Origin of the sequence: Paractinoplanes maris (genome assembly GCF_023544465.1) — a bacterium.
GTDB lineage: Bacteria > Actinomycetota > Actinomycetes > Mycobacteriales > Micromonosporaceae > Actinoplanes > Actinoplanes maris.
The window spans coordinates 23,865-43,203 of the sequence record NZ_JALPVL010000007.1; the positions used below are offsets into that span (position 1 = coordinate 23,865).

General features: G+C 68.5%; 13 protein-coding genes. 6 read left to right on the forward strand and 7 right to left on the reverse strand.

Going from position 1 to position 19,339, the window contains the following annotated elements:
- Positions 1–23: 23 nt before the first annotated feature.
- The 5 genes from NAG42_RS20850 to NAG42_RS20870 form a co-directional block, all read right to left on the reverse strand.
- Positions 24–3,200 carry a helicase-related protein gene (locus NAG42_RS20850; protein ID WP_250032191.1) on the reverse strand — a complete coding sequence of 1,059 codons (3,177 nt, stop codon included), beginning with the start codon at positions 3,198–3,200 and terminating at the stop codon, positions 24–26.
- On the reverse strand, positions 3,193–5,004 hold the full coding sequence (locus NAG42_RS20855; protein WP_250032192.1) for a UvrD-helicase domain-containing protein: 1,812 nt from the start codon (positions 5,002–5,004) through the stop codon (positions 3,193–3,195). Before NAG42_RS20855 ends, NAG42_RS20850 begins: the two co-directional genes overlap by 8 nt.
- On the reverse strand, positions 5,001–9,656 hold the full coding sequence (locus NAG42_RS20860) for a DEAD/DEAH box helicase (RefSeq protein WP_250032193.1): 4,656 nt from the start codon (positions 9,654–9,656) through the stop codon (positions 5,001–5,003). The genes NAG42_RS20855 and NAG42_RS20860 overlap by 4 nt, the downstream gene beginning before the upstream one ends.
- Before the next feature lie 566 nt (positions 9,657–10,222).
- Positions 10,223–11,419 (reverse strand): hypothetical protein, encoded by a 1,197-nt coding sequence (locus NAG42_RS20865; protein ID WP_250032195.1) that lies wholly within the window; start codon positions 11,417–11,419, stop codon positions 10,223–10,225.
- Positions 11,420–11,776: 357 nt separating this feature from the next.
- Complete coding sequence (locus tag NAG42_RS20870; RefSeq protein WP_250032197.1) at positions 11,777–12,646, reverse strand: LysR family transcriptional regulator; 870 nt, start codon at positions 12,644–12,646, stop codon at positions 11,777–11,779.
- 50 nt (positions 12,647–12,696) lie between these two features.
- Between NAG42_RS20870 and NAG42_RS20875 the strand changes: the two genes are divergently transcribed.
- Together NAG42_RS20875 and NAG42_RS20880 are read left to right on the forward strand one after the other, a co-directional pair.
- A complete protein-coding gene (locus NAG42_RS20875) occupies positions 12,697–13,335 on the forward strand; it encodes a type 1 glutamine amidotransferase domain-containing protein (RefSeq protein WP_250032203.1) in 639 nt (212 codons plus the stop codon).
- Positions 13,336–13,465: 130 nt separating this feature from the next.
- A complete protein-coding gene (locus tag NAG42_RS20880; RefSeq protein ID WP_250032204.1) occupies positions 13,466–13,603 on the forward strand; it encodes a hypothetical protein in 138 nt (45 codons plus the stop codon).
- A 195-nt stretch (positions 13,604–13,798) separates the two neighbouring features.
- On the opposite strand, the gene NAG42_RS20885 is transcribed toward NAG42_RS20880, so the two are convergent.
- On the reverse strand, positions 13,799–15,652 hold the full coding sequence (locus NAG42_RS20885; RefSeq protein WP_250032205.1) for an AfsR/SARP family transcriptional regulator: 1,854 nt from the start codon (positions 15,650–15,652) through the stop codon (positions 13,799–13,801).
- A 168-nt stretch (positions 15,653–15,820) separates the two neighbouring features.
- On the opposite strand from NAG42_RS20885, the gene NAG42_RS20890 reads away from it, so the two are divergent.
- Together NAG42_RS20890 and NAG42_RS20895 are read left to right on the forward strand one after the other, a co-directional pair.
- On the forward strand, positions 15,821–16,561 hold the full coding sequence (locus tag NAG42_RS20890) for an ABC transporter ATP-binding protein (RefSeq protein ID WP_250032206.1): 741 nt from the start codon (positions 15,821–15,823) through the stop codon (positions 16,559–16,561).
- Between the two features lie 2 nt (positions 16,562–16,563).
- Positions 16,564–17,886 carry an FtsX-like permease family protein gene (locus NAG42_RS20895; protein ID WP_250032207.1) on the forward strand — a complete coding sequence of 441 codons (1,323 nt, stop codon included), beginning with the start codon at positions 16,564–16,566 and terminating at the stop codon, positions 17,884–17,886.
- 14 nt (positions 17,887–17,900) lie between these two features.
- Here NAG42_RS20895 and NAG42_RS20900 read toward each other — a convergent pair whose 3' ends face one another.
- Complete coding sequence (locus tag NAG42_RS20900) at positions 17,901–18,368, reverse strand: MarR family winged helix-turn-helix transcriptional regulator (RefSeq protein ID WP_250032208.1); 468 nt, start codon at positions 18,366–18,368, stop codon at positions 17,901–17,903.
- 107 nt (positions 18,369–18,475) lie between these two features.
- Between NAG42_RS20900 and NAG42_RS20905 the strand changes: the two genes are divergently transcribed.
- Together NAG42_RS20905 and NAG42_RS20910 are read left to right on the forward strand one after the other, a co-directional pair.
- Positions 18,476–18,844, forward strand: a complete 369-nt coding sequence (locus NAG42_RS20905) for a nuclear transport factor 2 family protein (protein WP_250032209.1) — start codon at positions 18,476–18,478, stop codon at positions 18,842–18,844.
- The gene (locus NAG42_RS20910) at positions 18,841–19,296 is read left to right on the forward strand and encodes a nuclear transport factor 2 family protein (RefSeq protein WP_250032210.1); all 456 of its coding nucleotides are present in this window, start codon (positions 18,841–18,843) and stop codon (positions 19,294–19,296) included. The genes NAG42_RS20905 and NAG42_RS20910 overlap by 4 nt, the downstream gene beginning before the upstream one ends.
- The last annotated feature ends 43 nt before the right edge of the window (positions 19,297–19,339 follow it).

A 19,339-nucleotide genomic window follows, 5' to 3' on the forward strand; every position in this document is an offset into this window, starting at 1 on the left:
GGGCCGCCCGGGTCGAGGTCTGGTCATCGTTCCTCCCGAGGCAGCAGGTTGGTCTCGACGTCGACGTCGCGAAGGCTGTTCATGGTCGCGAAGGACCAGGGCAGGTCGTCATCCTCGAACTGGCGCAGGAGAGCCGCGTAGTCAGGACGGCGTTTCGTATCACCCGGGAATGCCCTGGCTTGCTGATAGAGAAGGCTGGGGTTGGACCCCAACATGTCCCGCCATTGGCCGAGAATCTCGTCCAGGTCGTAGGCCGTTCCGTCGGCCTCGTCCGGGGCGACCCGCCTGGCCCGATCAACGATGTGGTCGGCGATGGAGCGCAACTCGGTCTCGAAGTCGTCGAGCCGGGCCGCGCCGTCGTTGTCCCTGGCCGCAGGGAGGGTGAGGCGAGCCGCGCCGATCAACGCGGCGTGCAGAGCCCGGTCACGGGCACGGGCCGAGAACGGAGTTACGCTCGTCGACTCCACCTGTCGGTACAGCGCCGAGTGATAGGAGCGGAAACGTTCGTAATGTGACCTGTCCCTGGACCTGGCTGCGTTGTAGAGAACGACCACGACACCCGGGTACTGGCGCCCCACCCGGCTGGTGGACTGGATGTACTCCGCGGTGGTCTGGGGTTGACCGGTGACCGCCATCAGACCCAGCCGATCCACGTCCACGCCGACCGAGATCATGTTGGTGGCGAGCACGACGTCCAGCGAGTCCGGGTCGGGGTGACGGGCATAGAGCTGACGTAGCCTGCGCGGGATCTCGGAGGCAGAGGCACGACTGGTCAGTTCGGTGACGTTCGTGACCTCCCGGGGTTCGTTCTCCCCCGCCAGCAGCCGCAGTCGATCCGTCACGTCGTCGTTGACCTGCAGTTCCGCCGCGGCGAGCAGGCGGAGGCTGTTGAAGTAGCCGAGCAGGGTCCAGTACGGGTCCCGGACCTCGTCCTTGCCGTCGAGCCGGGACGCGTGGTGCAGCAGGGCGCCGTATGCGCGGACCAGGAGGCTGGCCTGGCTGGTCCCAGGTGCGAACAGCCCGACGTAGCGCCGGGAGGGTTTGCGCTCAGCCGGCGCCTCGACCGCGAACCACGAGTTGCGGGCGTCGAGGCCGGACGGCGGGAACTGGTGCACGTCCCGGTCGAACAAGGCACGCCCTTGTTCCTGGGCGCGGCGGATGGTGGCGGTGGAGGCGATCACCTTGGGACGGGCGGCCGCGATGTCCAACGCGCTTTCGTAGAGACCGACCAGGGTGCCGAGCGGGCCCGAGATGAGGTGCAGCTCGTCCTGGATGATCAGCTCGGGCGGTGGTGTCCCCTCGGGCTCACCGGCACGGTTGACCAACGCCGCAGGCTCCGGCTTCCACGTGATCTGGGCGAACTTGTCGACCGTCGCGATGATGAGTGTCGGACGATGCGTATACACGGCCTGATCCACGAGGTGAACCGGTAGTCCGTCCCGGAAGTGACATCCTGTGGTGCCACAGGCGACGACGAGCCGGACGGCGGAGTCGTCGACGCGGTAGTGCACCTCGTCGATGTCGGTGCCGCACCAGGGGCACCTCCGCAATTGCACCGGATTCATCGTGGCGAGGGTCTCGCCCTTGGCCAGCTTGGCGAGTGCCTTTTTGGCATCGGCGAGGCTGTTCGGCGTCGCCGACCGCCCGACCCACATGCCGATCGAGATCTCCTCGCCGGGCATGTCGGGCTGATCCTGGCGGACCTTCTCCATGGCGCAGATCAGAGTGGCGGCCCGCTCGAACTGTTGCAGTGTCAGCAGCCGCAGGGTGTACCGCATGAGGACGGTCACGCCGCTGCCGAGGACGCCGTGCCGAAGGCGACGCAGGAAGGTACTGAAGGCGACGAGACCGAGATACGCCTCGGTCTTTCCACCACCGGTCGGAAACCACAGCAGGTCGGCGACGCCCCGGTCCTGGTGCTGAGGATCGGCGATGCCTCGTAGACACAGGAGGATGAAGCCGATCTGGAACGGGTACCAGCGACCGGCGGTGAGACCTTGGCCGGGCGTCCCGTCACGCATGAGCAACGTCTGCGCCCGCTGCATGGCCATCGCCCGGTTGGCAAGCTGGAAGGCGCGCATGACCTGCGGGTCCTCATCGAGCAAAGCGATTCCGGAGTTCATCCGGTCATGCGCCGTCCTGCACTGCCGTGCCTGCTCGAGAGCCACGGCGGCGTATTGCGTGTTCTCGAGAGCCACCGCCCTCGCCTCGATGCCCTTGACCCATTCGTGGTAGCCGTCGACCAGCCGCCGCAGTCCGGCGACCACCTCCCCCGTGGAGCGGTCCGCGATATCGATCATCCGAAGCCCGGCCGTGTCGATATCGGTGTTGCTCTCGGAGAGCAGGACGTCGAAGGTCGGGACGAATGAGGAGCGGACTCGGGAGACCGCCCCGACGGCTGTCACAGTGTCCGACTCGGCGTGGTCGTCCCACTCGGCGGCGCAACCGTGCCCGGTGGCGAACGTCGGCGCGTGGCGATAGAGCAGGGCCGCCAACAAGGTGTCGTCATCGTCGCCCGCCATCGGCTGAAGTTGTTCGACGATGGCCGAATCGCACCGCACCTCCAGCTCGCACTGGAAGAAGGACCGAGGATCGCGCAGCGCTCCGCCCTCGACGGTGTGGACGTTGACCAGAGTGACCGTCACCGCGATCGTGTCACGCAGCGGATCGACCGGCCGGACACGGACCCGCAGTTCCAGACCGTCGACCACCACGACGGGCAGACGGTTGTCAGCGGACAGGTCGATGGTTCTGGTTTCCTGGAACGGCCGACGCCGCCACCGAACTGTCGACTCGTCAGTCGTACGGGCCTCCAACATGGATGGCGTGGCGGAGTTGCCGGCTTCGTCGACCGGCTCGTAGACGGCGGCCTCGACCTTGACGTCAAGGGTGCGGCACGACGCCTCGACCGAGAATGTCAGCCCCATCGAGGACGGGCTCTGGACGTTCGCGAGGGCGACTCCCGTGTCCGGTTGCTCGTCCTTGTCCAGGCGTGCGTCGGCCAGATCGGCGTCCGCCTCGGCACTGTCCTCCACGAGCTGTTCGGTGACGCGCTGAGGAAACAGCACACCGGTGAGATAGGTATTGATCGGCGGATCGGTCAGGACCTCCTTCTCGCCGTCGACGGGTCCGAGGACATCGAGCCGAAGTCGCTCGGTCAACCCGTCCCGGAACCGGAAATGTTCATCGAATTCACTCATCGTCCTGCTCGTCGCCCTTCCATCGGAACCACGTCAATCCACTCAACCGCGGAACCAGCCACACCCCGTACTCGTTGAGGCCGGCCCTCCGCGCGCTCGCGACGCTGCCGGCCGCCGCCTCGATGTCGTCGATCCAGCCGTCGACAAGAGCGACCGGCCACCGATCACCAGGCTTCTTGTTTCCATACCGGTATCGAGCCAGAGCGCGTCGGAACGACTCCGAGACAACGCCGATCGGACGACCCCGATGATCGATGGTGTACATCGGCGCCGGAAGTTCGTCGTCAATCCCGCCGTCCACTCGTGACAGCGTCACCGGGTCTCCCCGGCGGACCTCGTTCTTCAAGTAGTGCTGGAGACTGATCGGGTCGTCGAAGAAATGCGCCGTCCCAGCCGGCCGGGCGCGCTCCACGTCCCCGTTCTCCAACGACATGCCGTGCCGCGCCCACTTCACTTTGAGGTCGATCCGACCCCACCGACTCGCCGGCTTCGAGATCTGCACCCGGTGGGAACCACGAAGAGGTAGCTGGTCGAGCCGGTACAGGTCATCGCGGCTGCGAGTCATCGCCGTGTACAGAACACGCGCCTCCTCCATGGCGTCCTCGTCCTTACGCGTCCGGTTCTCCAGGACGAACACCCGGTCGTATTGGAGACCCTTGGCGCCGTGCATGGACGAGACGGTGACCCGGTCGACGCCCGATGGTGTCGGCAAGCGAGTAAGTCGACCGCCGGCAAGGACGGACCGCAGCCGCTCAGTCGACACGCGACCGTGCCGCCCACCGGTGATGGCGAGCAACTCGGCCCACACCTCGCCCGCTTGCTCCTGCGGCAGTCCGGAGCTCTCCACGAACGCAGACAGGTCGATGGTGACGCCGCGCGCGAGGTCGAAGACGTCTACCAGCCACGGTGGACTACCGCCGTCCTCGGCTCGGCGTCGAAGTCTGTGGCCGACGCCTTTGCTCCAAAGCGCTGCGGAGACCTCCAGCGCTTGGCCGTTGTCGCGGCAGAGGATGGCGGAGGTGCCGTCCTGATGAGCGAATCCGCCGATGATGTCGTCCAAGGTTCCGGCGTTCTCGGTGTCCAGGAATTCCTTGCGGATCAGCCCGGGCAGGTCCTCCAACTCGGTCGAGCCTCGCAAAGCCTCCCCACAGGCCAAGATTCCGGCCGGGCGGGGTGAACGCGCCCGGAAGTCCTTGGTGAGGGCCAACTCCTCAAGATCATCGGCATAGGCTGTCCGAACCCAGGCGAACAGATCGCCTTCTCGGTGGCCGGAACTCGCCTGGAAGTTGAAGATGGCTTGCGCGGGATCGCCGACGACGGTGAAACCGCAGTCGAGGGAGCTGAGCAACGCTTCGACCATTTCCTGACGGTCACCCACGAGGTCCTGGATCTCGTCGAGAAGGACATGCCGGATCTTGCGGGTGTACTCCTCGGCGTCGCCGTCCAGGATCGTCCCTACGGCCTCCTTGATGCGCTCCGCGAAGTCGAGCTTCTTCCAGTCCTCGCCCGGGTAGGTGTTCTCGAGGAGCGCGAGGGCCCACGCGTCGAACGTCCGGGCCCGGACGAACCGGCCCGCGCCCGCGCCGGACCTCGAACGCTTGGCAAGTTCGGCGACGACTGCCCGGGAGAACGAGAGGAGGAGCACTTCGTCGGCGGCCAGACCCGCGTCCAGAAGATGGTCGATCCGGCGGATCAGCGTGAATGTCTTTCCCGTTCCAGCCGGCGCGACCAGCAGGGTGCGGGCATCGGCGGGTTGCTCGATGACCGCGAGCTGCTCGTCGGTCGCCGGGTTCGGCTCGGTCATGACCGCCTCCACATCTCCTCGAACTCGGTGAACGCCAGTTTCTCCCGGTGGTTGGTGATGTTGTCGGCGACGTTGAGGATCAGGCACCGCTCGGTTCCCCCGTTGGTGACGCCGCGCAGACCGCGGCCGATCATCTGTTGGTACACGTTGGGGCTGTAGGTGGGTCGGGCAACGACGACCGCCCGTGTCGCGGGAGCATCGAATCCCTGGTGAAGGACGCCGTAGTTGGTGAGAACCCGGATCCGGCCCGTACCGAACTGCTCGATGATGCGCTGCCGCCGCGGGGTAGGGGTGTCCGAGTCCACGGCTGCTGCCTTGATCCCGTGGTCACCGAGCACGGCGGCGAGGAAGCGGGCGTGGTTCACCGAGGTCGCGAAAACCAGCACAGGCCAGTCTCGGTCGAGGCTCAGCAATGCCTCGACAAGGGTGTTGTTTCTCGCCTGGTCCTCGGCGAGCCGCCGCTCCGCGGCGGCCGGCAGGGTGCCACGTCCCATCTGTGACATCTGAACGGCCTCGTCGTCGGTGAGCATGAAGCGGCTGCCCGGAAGCTCCCGGTGGTCGACACGGGCGAGAACGCCCATGTCCTGTAGCGTCCGGTACGGGTCCTCGCCCAGGACGCCGTCGTCGAGCCGCTTGCCGCCGTACCGGTCTACCAGACGCTTCGTCTCCGTGCTGTTCTTTCCCCTGAACGGGGTGGCAGTCAATCCGATCAGAGGACGCTCGGTCCGGTACTGAGTGAGTCCGAGTTGCTCGAGAATCTTCGTGTAGCCGGATGTGATGGAACCGTGCGCCTCGTCGACGATGACCAGAGCCGGGTCCCGCAACCACGCATAGGCGTCCTTGCCGAGATTGGCGGTCAACTTGTCGTCGGTCGCGACCACGAGATGCGGGTTGCCGCTGACCGCGACGGCTTCCCTCGCCTGCCAGAACCGGCTGATCGTCAGACGGGTGTTGCCGAGTCCGGCCTTCTCCCACACATACTTCCAGCTCTGAACCGCCTGCTCACAAAGCTCGTTCGACTGAGCGATCCAGAGGATGGGCCGACCCGGTCCCTGGCCGCCGAAACGCTTGAGGTACTGGATCACGGCCTCGGCAGCGATGCGGGTCTTGCCGGCGCCGGTGGGTAGGCTCAGCATGGCTCGGCCAGGCCTCTCCTGCATCAGCTCGAACTGCATCATGAGCGCCATCCGCTCCTGATAGTCGTGCAGTGGGAAGTGCGGTGTGGGACCCTTCACGTGTTCGGTCTCGGCCGGACGCTCCTCCTGCATCCCGGCGAACGCGACCGGGAATCCCAGGTCGGAGACGACGGTCTGGGATTTGCGATCGCCCGTGAACGTGACTCCCAGCGTTTCGTGGACACGCTTCAGATCGTCACGGTGATGGCGCAGGATCTCCTCACCGTGCGCATGCATCGCGAGCTCCGCCACCCGACGGTCGGCGACTGTGGCACCGGTCCGCTCCTGCTCCCACGCGATCAGGCCTTCCGGCAGACCACGCCGCAGTCGTTCCGGCCCGACCAGGAGCAGCAACTTCTCGGCGAGATTGCGCTCGGCCCGGACCTTCTTCAACGCGTCCTGGTTCTTCGCCTCCTCGCCACGCTCGATCACCTTGCGGATGTCCTCGCCGGAGAGACTCATGTCGAGTTCGCGGGAGATCGCTTCGAGGATGGCCTTGGCGTCCGCCGGATAGCGGACGTAGACGGTACGGTCGTGCGACGCGGACGCGAGCGGATTGATCCGCATGCCGTTGGGCGTACGCCGGACCTCGTCGAGCTCTCCGCAAAGTACGAAGGACCAGCCGTCCGCCAGTCGACCCCGGAGCACGCGCAGGTGCGGGTACTCCGTCACGATCATGACCGGATCGGTCTCCTCGGCGGACCGGACCTCCGTCATGATCATTGTGGCGTACCGCTGCATACCCCACGCCGAGATCATGGCCTCCGCGTCGGCCTGGGTCGGCGCCAGCAGCGCCGGCACGTTCTCCAGGACGAGAGCGTCGTACTCCTCACGGCTTGCCGTGACACAGATCTGGTCGTCCGGCCGGGTACCCCACGACTCACCGACACGGCACCGGGTCTCGCCGCCGGGCCATTGAGTTCCGGCGCGGAGTACGAGCGCATAGACCTTGCCGGGAACGGTGTCGTCCTCCGTTGCCTCCACCATGCGTACAACGTGGGCCCAGAGCTTGTTGCTCACGTTGTCGATCGTCGCGGCCAGACCGAGAGCGTCCGCGATCGAGCGGTCGATCCGGGCGACCGGGAAGATCTCCCCGTACTCCCGCATGGTGGGGTTGACCGCCATGGAGACAGGCACCAGTCCCTGGCTGGTCCGCAGCTTCGCGGAATGACGAATCATCCAGACCATCGGGGACCGGACCGTGGCGGTCATGCGGCCGATGCGAGCCGTCCAGTCCTGGACGAGCCGCGACGGCGGCAGGTGTTCGACGAACAGCGCCGTGCCCTCGGCGCTCAAGGTCGGCAGCAGACCCAGCGGACCCGGCGGATTCGTGCCGTCCAGCTCCAGGCTGTTCAACCGCGGCTGCGGCTTTCCGGCCGAGGTGGCGGCGGAAAGGGCCGTCAGCATCGCCGACCGGTAATCCTGGAACCACGCGTCGGTCCGTGGATCGATGTCGGCCACCGGCACGTCGGACATGCCGAGCGCCTCCAGTGTGGGCCTGTCAGCGGTGTGCGCTCGCAGGTCGACACCGGCATGGGGATCGCGGAGACCGTCAGCCGGGACAACGCGGCCCGGAAGCAGGCAATCGGCCGGCGCGCGATAGCGGCCGTCGATCGTTCGTACTCTGAGCACACGACGCCATTCCGGAACCGCTTCCCGGATCGTCGAGGCCGCTTCCCGTGGCTGGACCCGCCGCGCCAAGGCCCAGAAGTTCTGCCAGTCCTCGTTGTTGTAGCTCGCGAAGCCTCGATCGAGGACGGCGGTGAGCTTGCCGACGGGCGTGGCCTCGCGCACGCCCAAGGCGTTGAGGTCGCTGCGGAGCCCGATCACATCGGTCACACGAGGATCCACGTAGATGAGGTCGTCCGCGAGCTCGTCGCTGCCGCTGCGCTGATAGACCGCCGCCCGGTCGAGCGGGACCAGGCCGTCCGACTCCGTCAGCAGAATCTTGGCGGATCGGGCCTCCACCGCCTCGGCGTGGTGCGCGGCGGTGAGGCCTGCGAGAATCTTCACCGCGCTCGCCGAGGCATCGGCACCGCCTTCGCGGACCAGTGCCTCCAGCCATTCGCCCAGCGTCGACTCCTTGCGACCGGCATTTTCGAAGATCTGCCGGGCTCGCGCCCGTCGTTCGCGGTTCTCGACGGACGAGTGGGTCCAATCGACCGGACGATCGGGGCAGGCGGCCCAGATCTTCATCCATTGCTCGCCGATGTTCTCGGGCGGCAGGTGCAGTTCTTCGGGCTTGCGCAGGACACCTTCCTGATCCGGCAGGGAGGGAAGGTAGGCCGCGGTTGCCCACACTGCGGTCGTGAGCCGGGCGTCGGCCCACTGCGGAGCCTCCCTGCCTCGGCCCGGGAGGACGGCGAGATAGGAGCCGGGATCACGTGGATCGACAAGATCCGGCAGCGAGTCGACCACGAGCCGAGCGGACTGCTCGATCAACTCATCGTTGAAGCCGTTGTGGTCGAACAGGTTCTGCCGGTCCTCACTTGTCTTCCAAGGAGCGTTGAGCAGACCACGCAACGTTGTCGAATAGTTCGTCGGAAAGTAGGCCCAGAACGTGCCGCGGTCGCTCCAATTGCGTTCCTGCACGGCCCAGGCAATGTCGATCGAGGGACGGTCGTGCAGCTCACCGGCACTGGCGAGAGCCTTTAGCGAAGGGTGGTAGGTGCGACGGAAGACCCGCCACCGGCTGGTGACGTCCTTACCTCCGCCTCCGACGGTCTGCAGGGTGTACAGGTTGCGCTCGGAACGCACATAGAGCTCTCGTCGGAAATCCCTGACGCCGGTGCGATCCTCGAGGTAGATGGAACCGACGTGCGGCGAGAAAAGCTGGAACTCCGCCGGGAAGTTACGCAAATCGTTGCTGAGCCGCGGCGCCGTGCCGGGAAGCAGGGGCAGGCGCACGACCGTGACCGCCCATGCGAGAAGCTCGCCGAGCAAGGGATCGGCGGCAACGGCGGCAACGGGCTCCAGCGGACGGCCCATGCGCAACACCGGCACCTCGGCGGCGTCCGGCACCACAGCGCGGACCATCCGTTCGGCCCACTCCTTGTCGAATCCGAACGAGCCGGTCGCACTGAAGAATTCGGGCGCGTCGCTCACGCTCAGAACCGACTTGACCCCGACCCCGAAGCGGCCGATCTGGCCTCCCCGCTTGCTCGAGACCCCCATCCGAAGGATGGTCTCCGCACCTGCGCGAGTCATCGGGCGACCGGTGTTGGCGCAGTACAGAAAACGGTCGGTGAGGAGGACATGGATCTCGCCGTTGTCGCTGTCCCGCATCTCGTCGGCGCCGTTCTGCACCAACTCGTAGATCTGCCGCTCGCCGTAACCACCCTGGTTGATACGACGCTCACCGTTCGCGTGCTCCTGCAGAAGGCCAGGGTCGATGGCATACAACTCGAGCGCTCGTCGGGACTGTTCCTCGACGACCTGTCGAACCGTCCGTTCCGATCCATCCGCGAAGTGGGTCATCAATCCTGCCTTGGCTGTAGCGAGGTCGTCGAGGAGGGGCTCGATGACCGATCGGAGAATTATCGAGCTACTTGAGGCCCGACAAGAACAACACCGCTCAGTCGCATGGTTGGTAACTCCGCCCGGACGGGCTGTCCACCGTGCCGTTCCATCTTAGGTAGCGCTCGTGAACACTGTCAACAGATGCGCATGACCTGTCACTGTCAACGGACAATCCGCGACGTCAAGCCACAGCTTTCCACCAAGGTCTGCCGGCATCGGATTCAGCGTGATGGTCCGGCGATCGCCAGAGTCAAGCCGTCAGGCAACGAACCCAACCATCGAGGATGCGACAGAGGGTTCCCTGAGATCGAGCAACTGGCGATGTCTGACTGGCGTCGCTACCGCAGGACTGGTCGGAACTCAAATCTCGGGTCAAGCAGACGGTAATCGTCGCCAACGAGCAGCCTGCGGAAGAAGCCCCACGTCGCGGGGCTCAACAATGAGGCGGCTTCCGGCGGATCGGCACGGCATGCATGGGCCCGCCGACGGCCGCTCCGCTCTCAGTTACCTGCCCGGGCCGGGCGCTACTCGCCGGACGGCGAGGAACGTTGGCGGCGTCGGCCGGTGAGGGCCAGCGCCGCGCCGACCGCGACCAGCAGTCCGCCGCCGACCGCGAGCGCCACCACCGGCGCACCGGTGATCGGCAGGCCACCGCCGGAACCACCGCCGTCACCCGCGCCGCCGCCATCACCCGCGCCGCCGCCATCACCGGCGGGGCCGGTCACGCCGGTCGTCGTGGTCGCGGCCGTCGCGGCGAACACCTGGGCCGTCCGGCGCGGGGCCAGCGCGATCACCGGTGCGACCACCCGGTATTCGCGAGTGCCGGCGAACGGAGCCTGGAGCGCGTACGTGCCGTCCTTGCGGGCCTTCGCCGTGGCTACCGTCCGCCACTGGGCCGTGGTCCCGGCGCGCTCCTGCAGCCGCACCTCGCGGCCCGCGTCGTCCTCCTCGTAGGTCGGGCACGGGCCCCGGTCACACAGACGGTTGAGCTTGACCGCCCGGCCGGTCACGGTGACCGTGCCCCCGATCGTGGCCGTCGCGGGGATCGTCGCGGTCAACCGGCTGCCCTGGACGGACGCGCTGACATCCGTGAAGTCGTACCAGCCGTTCGGCGCGGTGCGCAGACCGACGTCGACCGGCCCGGGGCGCGGCGGCACGACGAACGACGTCGCGGTCGTCGGCTCGGCCAACTGCTCGAAGTGGTTGAACTCGAACAGCGTGGCGATCGGGATGTACCGCGACGGTTCCGGGGTGTCCAGCGGGTCGCCCGGGTTCGGGTCGGTGTACGGGCCCGGACGCCACGTCATCAGGATCGACCCGTCCTCGCGCGGCACCACGCCGACGATGCGTGCCGCCGGGACCCGGTCGGTGTCGAACACCGGCGAGAACGCGGGCTCGCTGATCTCGGCGCCGTCCGCGTCGACCGCCACCACCCGTACCCGGAAATCGGTGTCGTGCAGGCCCTGCCACAGCAGCGCACGGTTGGGCTGATCGGCCTCGACGAGCTTCGGTTCCACGCTTGCGGCGACACCGTCGTCGGCGCGGACCAGCGTCAGCCGGTTGCGCGTCGCGCCGGTCTCGTCCCAGGTGATCGCCACGTCGGTCCGCGCGGCGGAGGTCCAGGCCACCCGCACGTCCGACGGCGCGGGCACGGTGGGGGCGAGCGCGGCGGTCAAGCCGACGGCAGGCGTCAAGGCCAGGGCCGCAATGTGTCCGATCACGCGGGGAGCCTAGCGCCCGGCCCGGCCCGGCACGGGCCCGGTGGTCCCCAGCTCTGCTCGGCGGCGATCCGGCGCTTACTGGTGGCGATGTGAGCCACGGCCCCCGGGACGACGGCCCGACGTGTGCTGGGCCGTCGTCCGGGTGGTCAGCCGATCTCGTACGTCCGGAACTTCGGTCACTGGTCGGCACTCCCCTCGCTTGCTTACCGGCCGAGGATGGAACGGTCCGGCCAGACGGCTCTCATTCATCGTTCAACGCAAGCGAGACTGTCGACGTTCACCAGCAGCGGCACCGACGCGGCCGCACCCTCCAGCCGGGCGCCACGCCTTGCCCCCGCCGCACCGGCGAAAGCCCGGTCACCAGGCTGGGCCGGCGCTCAGCAGCGCCGCCCGCACCAGCGCCAGGTGCGCCGTCGCCGGGGCGGCGGTCCGCTCGACCAGATAAGCCGTGTTGATCGGCGGGTCGTCGGGATCGTTGAGCAGCGTCAGCGCACCCGACTCGAGTTCGGCGGCGCAGAGGTAACGCGGCAGCACCGTCCAGCCCCCGCCCGCAACCACCATGGACAGCACGCCACGCAGGTCGGCGAGGACGACAGCGGGGCGGGTGGTCAGGCGGCGCCCGAAGACGTGCCGCCAATACCGTCGGACGATCGGAACATCTTCCGCGTACGCGATCAGGGGCGCCCGTTCGAGGTCGTCCACCGGGCCTGCCGCCACGAGCACAAACTCCTCGTCGGTCAGCGGAGTGGCCGTCAGGACGCGCCCTCTCGGCCGTACGGTGGAAATGACCAAGTCGTAGCGCCCTTGTCGCAAACCGTCCAGCAGATCGTCGGCCAGCCCGGCCGTGACTCGCAGCCGCACACTACGAGTGACCAGCGAAGCCAGCGAAGGCATCACCCGTAGAGCCAGCAGCTCGGCTGGACCACCCAGATGGACCGGCTCGGACGGCGCCGATGCCGCAACCGGCGCCGTCACCAGCGCCAGCTCGTCCAGTGGGCCGGCGACCCGGGCGGCCAGCTCGTCGGCGACCGTGGTCGGCAGCACGCCGCGCGGCACCCGCTGGAAGAGTTGCCGCCCCCACTGCTGCTCCAGCGCCTGGATCTGGCCGGTGACCGTGGGCTGCGACAAACCCAGAGCCCGGGCGCCGCCGGTGATCGACCCGGCGCGATAGACCGCGAGAAAGCTCCGCAGCAGGTCAAGGCGCCCATCGGAAATCTGATCGGTCACACCGGCAATTCTATTGGGATGCGGATGCCCCGGCGGCATACCGTCGGGGCATGACCAAGGTTCTGTTCGTGATGACCGCATCCGACCACTGGACGCTCAAGGACGGCACCCGCCACCCCACCGGGTTCTGGGCGGAGGAGTTCCAGGCGCCCTACCGGGCGCTGACCGAGGCGGGCTACACCGTCGAGGTCGCCACCCCCGGCGGCGTGGCGCCGACCGTCGACCAGGCCAGCCTCGGCGACGACGAGCCGCCGGTCGTGCCGTCACCGGTGCGCCTGGCCGATGTCGACCTCGACGCGTATGCCGCGGTCTACTACCCCGGCGGCCACGGCCCGATGGAGGACCTGGCCACGGACGCGGACTCGGCCGCCCTGATCGAGAAGGCCTTGGCCGCCGGCACGCCGCTCGCTCTGGTCTGCCACGGCGTCGCCGCCCTGCTCCCGGTGCACCCCGAGCTCATCGCCGGGCGCCGGGTCACCGCGTTCAGCAACGCGGAGGAGGCCGCCGCCGGCCTGGCTCCGAAGGCGCCCTGGCTGGTCGAGGACCGGCTGGTCGCGCTCGGCGCCACCTACGACGCGGGCGCGGACTGGCAGCCGCACGTCGTCGTCGACGGCAGGCTGATCACCGGTCAGAACCCGGCTTCCTCGGCGCCGGTCGCGGCCGAGATCGTCCGGGCCCTGCGCGCCTGATCGAGGTGCCGTTGCGGGTCCAACCAAAGTCGTACCCGGCTCGCATCTGATTCGCCTGTGAGCAGATGTGGAAAGCGCTGTTCGAGCGAAGGATCGATGGTGTCGCGCAACGACGTCATCTGGAGAACTCATGTCCCTCGCAACGAACGATCAGCAGCCCATCGCGTGGGCCTGGCCTGCCGTTTTCCTCATGCTCATGCTTATCCCGGTGGCCGGGACGGTGTCCGTCGCCGTGTGGGTGTGGGGCGTGTACTTCGGCCAGATGTGATGTCCGGGGACGCTTCGACTGCTCGGCGGCGTTGGCAGGACCAGCTCGGTCGATCTTCGTGACAGGGTGCCGCTGTGCCGACGCGGCGGGGCGCCCAGCCCATGGGTGGCCCGCACGCTGAACGGCCCGGCGCCGACCTCGGCGGTAGGCGCCACGGTGACTCGGTCGAAGCCTGACGGCACGGCGCGCCGGTGGTCACGACGCTATCCGCAGGTTCGATCGCCGGTCGCCTCCCGAGAGCGGCGCTTCGCTGTGGTCCTCCGCGGCGTACGCCCGGACGAGTTCGTGCAAGGCGAACTGACTGGCGCCGCGACGGTTCAGCAGGCGGTGGCGGACCAGTTCGGTCAGGGACGCTCGCGCCTGTGCCGGAGCCACTCCGGCCACGGCTGCGGCGGTGTCCGTGGTGACGATCCGGTCGCCGTGAAGTGCCAACGCTCGCAACATACGGACGGCGCCGGCGCTCAGAAGACGTTGCGACTGCCCGAAAACCCGCCTGATATCGACATCCATCGTTTCGTCGGTGAAGGCCTCCAGCGTTCCGCGCCGGTGGCTCAGGACTCCGGCGAAGGATCGCAGCGGCCTGTCGTCTTCCAGCGCCGCACGCGCCGCCACCAGGGCCAGGGCGAGCGGAAGATGTCCGCATCGTTCGGCGATCTCCTGGGCGGCGGCCGATTCCGCGTCGACCCGGGCCGTGCCGAGCCGCCGTTCAAGGCACAGTCTTGCCTCCTGCGCGGAGAAGACGTCCAGGCTCAGGAGCGTGGCGCCGTGGCCGGTCGACAGACCGGTGAATCGCTGCCGGCCGGTCACCACCACGGCGTTGCCGCTGGCCCCCGGCAGCAGCGGCCGGATCTGCTCGGTCGTGCCGGCACCGTCGAGGACCACGAGCAGCCGGCGCCCCGCGGTGACGCTGCGGTACAACGCCGCCCGGCTTTCGAGACCGGCCGGGATGTGTTGCGGGTCGATGCCCAGCGCGAGGAGGAACTGGTGCAGGACATCGCTCGGATCGACCGGCCGGTCGGCGCCGAACCCGTGCAGGTCGGCGTAGAGCTGGCCATCGGGGAATCGGGTGGTCAGCTGGTGACCGAGATGCACCGCCAGCGTCGACTTTCCCACTCCGGCCATACCGTCGAAGGCGACGATCGCCATGGCCCGCCCACCGGCCGTGAGCACAGTGGAGGCCTCCCGCAGTTCCCGTGACCGCCCCACGAACATCCGGAGATCCGAAGGCAGCTGAGCCGGCCGGTGCGCCGTCGGGGAGCCATGTGTACCCGCGTCGCCGCTGCGGAGAACCGATTGGAAGGCCGCCTGCAGCTCCGGCCCGGGACTGACCCCCAGCTCGTCCGCCAGGGCCCGGCGGAGCTCGTCGTAGCGTACGACGGCCTCGGCCTGTTTGCTGTCGCCCGCCAGCACTCTGAGGAGCCGGGCCTGCAGCGCCTCGTCCAACGGGGTGCGGGAGACGGCTTCCCGCAGGAGGGGAAGGATCTGGGACTCACCGCCGCAGCACAGAGCCGCATCGGCGGCGCCGCGGACGGCGTCGACGTACTCGCGCTCGATGGCCATCAGGTCGGGGCACACCTCGACAGCCGAGCCGAGCCCGGCCGCGACTCTTCCCCGCCACAACCGCAGGCCGGCCAGAAAGTGCCGCAGTGCCCGGGTGGCGTCGCCGGATGCGGCCGCCCGCCGGGCCGCGTCGTGGACGAGACGGAACTCGAGGAGGTCACTCGCCCGCTCGGGCAGGACCAGTCGATAGCCGCCCGCGTCGCTCAGCAGCAATCGGCTCGGGGTGCGAGGTGCCAGGTCGGGCTCGAGGAGGCGCCGCAGCCCGCCGACGTACCGCTGGATCATGTTCTTCGCGGTCGGTGGCGGGTCACCGTCCCAGAGCAGGCGAGCGAACTCCTGCGTCTCGACCAGCTGACCGGTCCGGGCGAGCAGCAACGCGAGGATCAACCGCTGGTGACGCGGACCGGCCGGGATCTCCCGGCCTCGCCGCCACAGCCGGACGGGTCCGAGCAGGCCGAGGCGCACGTCATCGCCTTCTCCGGTAGTCATCGGCCGCCACCTCCCTCAGTTGATGTTCGGACGATAGCCGCTAGTTGCTTGAGCCAGCAAATACATGTACGCACAGTAACTGTCGGCACACGGAGTCACATGACCGATGCGTACGTCATCGCACCGTGACCACCATGGGGCGGTCGGCGTCGAGCGGGGAAAGGCACCATGAGCGAGTACGTCGTTGAGGCGAAGAACATCACGAAAACCTTTCCGACCGGGCGCGGTGAGATTCCGGTTCCGGTCCTGCGCGGCATTTCGCTGCAGGTCACGGCCGGAGAGTTCGTGGCGATCGTGGGCCCGAGCGGATCCGGCAAGTCCACGCTTCTCTACTGCCTGTCGGGCCTGGAGACGGTGAGCTCGGGCGAGGTCTTCATCCTCGAGCAGCCCTTGAGCCGGCTGAGCCGTCCCGCGCAGGCGACGATCCGTCGCGATCACATCGGCTTCATCTTCCAGTCGTACAACCTGATCCGTTCCCTGTCGGCGCGCGACAACGTGGCGCTACCGGCACGCCTGGCCCGGCGCCGGGTCGGGGCGAAGGCCGTCGACGAGGCACTGGAGCAGGTCTCGCTGTCGGATCGGGCGTCCTACAAGCCGGCCATGCTCTCCGGCGGGCAGCAGCAGCGGGTGGCGATCGCCCGGGTGCTGGCCATGCGCCCCGACGTCGTCTTCGCCGATGAACCCACCGGCGCTCTGGACACCCACGCCGGTGGCCAGGTCCTGGATCTGCTGGCGGGCATCGCCCGGGCCGGCGGCTCGGTGGTGATGGTGACGCACGATCTGCAAGCCGCGGCCCGGGCCGACCGGGTCGTCGTCCTGCGCGACGGCGCCACCCATCGCACCCTGCTGCGCCCTCGCGTCGAGGACGTCTTCGCGGCGCTGGCCCAGGATCAGCCGGCCGGGGCTTGAGCATGCTGCGTCTCGTCTACTCCGATCTGCTGGAATCCGTACGTGTCTGGCTGGGCATCGTGGTGGTGTCCGCGGCCGCCGCCATGGTGGGCGCCGTCGTCGCGACCACCGTGGAGACCGGCGTGGCGGCCGGGGGCAACACGGCCCTGGCCCTGTACGCCATCAGCGGGACGATGACCGTCCTCAGCCTGGCCTCCGGATTTGTCGTGCTGAGTTCGGTCAGCGGCCTCGTCACCACGCTGAAACAACGGGACTACGCGGTGTGGCAGCTGGCCGGTCTGCGGGCGCGCCAGATTCGCGCCGTGGTGTACGCCCAGCTCGCGACGCTGGCTCTGATCGGCTCGGTGGCCGGTCTGGTCCTGGCTGTTCCTCTGGCCGGGCCGGTGTTCCGGTACGGCTTCGGTGCCTCCGAGGGCCTGGCCGAGGTCGAGCCCCGGTTCGGCCCGGTGTCGGGCGCGGCGGTGACCGTGTTCGTCGTCGCCCTTGTCGTGACCGGGAGCAGGCGGGGGGTGCGCTCGGCGGGCCGGGTCCCGATCATCCAGACGCTGCGGGAGGCCGACGTCGCCGTGGCGACGATGACCTGGCGCCGGTGGGTTCTGGGGGCGGCGACCCTCGCGGTGCTCGCCACGGTCGGCGCGTCCCTGCGCGGCCGGGCCCCGGAGCAGGTAGGTGCCCCGTTGATGCTGTTCAGTCCCCTGCTGGCGCTCGCCCTCGTCGCCCTCGCGCCGGCCTTCATGGCCCGGCTGATCGACGGCTGGACCCGTGCGCTGCCGGAGTCGCGATCCACCGGCTGGTATCTGGCCCGCAACGCGACGACGTCGGCCAGTGGGCTCAGCATCCCGGCCATCAATCCCCTCATGGTCTCGATCGCCCTGGCCGGCGGGCTCTATGCCGCGGCCGGCGCGGGTGGGGGATCCGGCTCGGTGACGGCCGGGACCGTGGTGCTGTTGTTGGGTGGCCCGGTCCTGCTCGCCCTTCTGGGCGCGGCCGCGACCATCTTCATGTCCAGCAGAACCCGGGAACGCGAGGTCGCTCTCGTGGTGGCGACCGGCGGAACGAGAGCGACGGTGGTCGCCGCGGCCGTCGCCGAGGCGGTGATCTACGTCGGCACCGCCTTGCTGCTGGGCTCGGCGGTGGTGGCGGCGACGCTGGTCGTGGGTGGGTGGGCCACCGGCCAAGGGGCCGCGGCGCTGCTCACGACCGGGGCTCCGGCCGCGGTCGCCTCGGTTGCCGCGCTGGGCGCGATCCTGATCGTTCCGGCGACCGTGATCCCCGCTCTGGCCGCGTTGCGCAACGACGTGCCGCAGGTCCTGGCGGCGGAATGAGAAGCCCGAAATCCTTACGGTGCCTCGGCACGGTCGACGATGCGCTCCACCAGTTCGGTGAGCCGCGCGACGTCGATCCCGGTCTCCGCCACCGGCGACATCACCCGCCGCCGGGCACTGAGCAGGTGCCCCGGCCAGGCGGCCTGAAGGCGAGCGAGGCCGCGCGGTGTCAAGGTCGCCCGGAAGCCCCGGCCGTCCTCGGCCGCCGGCCACCGGCGCACACAGCCGTCGGCCTCCAGGCTGTCCACCACGCGGCTGACCCGGCTGGCCGACAACGCGGTGCGCTCGGCGAGCTCGTTCATCCGCAGCGTCTGCTCGGGCGCCTCGGACAGGTTGAACAGGATGCCGTAGCGCGAGCTGTTCAGGCCGGTGAGCTTCTGCAGATCCTGGTCGAGAGCCTTGGGCAGCGTGAAGAGCATGCGGTTGACGGCACGCCAGAGCCTCTCCTCGTCCGGGGTCAACGGCTGTGGGGCGTCATCCATGTGCTGATCGTCGCACAGCGCCGGGCCCCGTCAGACATCCCTGAAGCATATGCTTGCCAAAGCAAGTTAATTACGCTGAGTAGCCAAGCGAGAGAGCGGAGCCTGTCATGGACAACCACAACGTGGTGCTGGCCCACAAGAACCTCCTGGAGGTCTTCGGCCAACGCGACCCGGACGCGCGGGCCGCGGCCATCCGCGAGGTCTACGCCGAGGACGTGACCTTCGCCGACCCCGAGGAGGTCATCGTCGGCTGGGACGCACTCGATCGCAAAGTCCAGCGCCTGCTGGACGAGGCCCCCGGCTTCGCCTTCACCCCGGTCGGCGAGGTCCGGACGGTGCAGAACCTGACGCTGTTGTCCTGGCAGCTCGGACCGGCCGGGCAGCCCCCGGTCGTCAGCGGTACGGACATCTCCATCGTCGAGGACGGCCGGATCAAGCACCTCTACACCATGCTCGACACGCCGGTGCCGGCATGAGCACCATCGATGACCGGCTGGCTCTGCGGGAGCTGGTCGACGCCTACGCCCACCATGCCGACCGGCGTGATCCGCACCGGCAGGCGGAGGTCTTCACCGCCGACGGCCGGGTCACCCTTTTCGACGGCGACCCGGACCTGCGAGCGCCGATCCAGCAGGTCCAGGGTCGTGAGCAGCTGGTCGAGGCGTTCCAAGGCCTCATGGCCCAGTACGCCGTCACCACCTACCTCAACGGCCAGTCGACCGTGACGGTGGACGGCGACTCGGCCACCGGGGAGACGTACTGCCTGGCCCATCATCTCCACGACCGGGACGGGGTCCGGAATCTTCTGATCATGGCCATCCGCTACCTCGACACCTTCGTCCGGACCGGCACCGGCTGGCTCATCGCTGATCGCCGGCTGGTCATCGACTGGACCGATGAACGACCCTCGTCGCCGCAGCGGCAGTGACCGCCCGGCCGGGATCAGCGGCAGATAAGTCGAACTTCAGAAC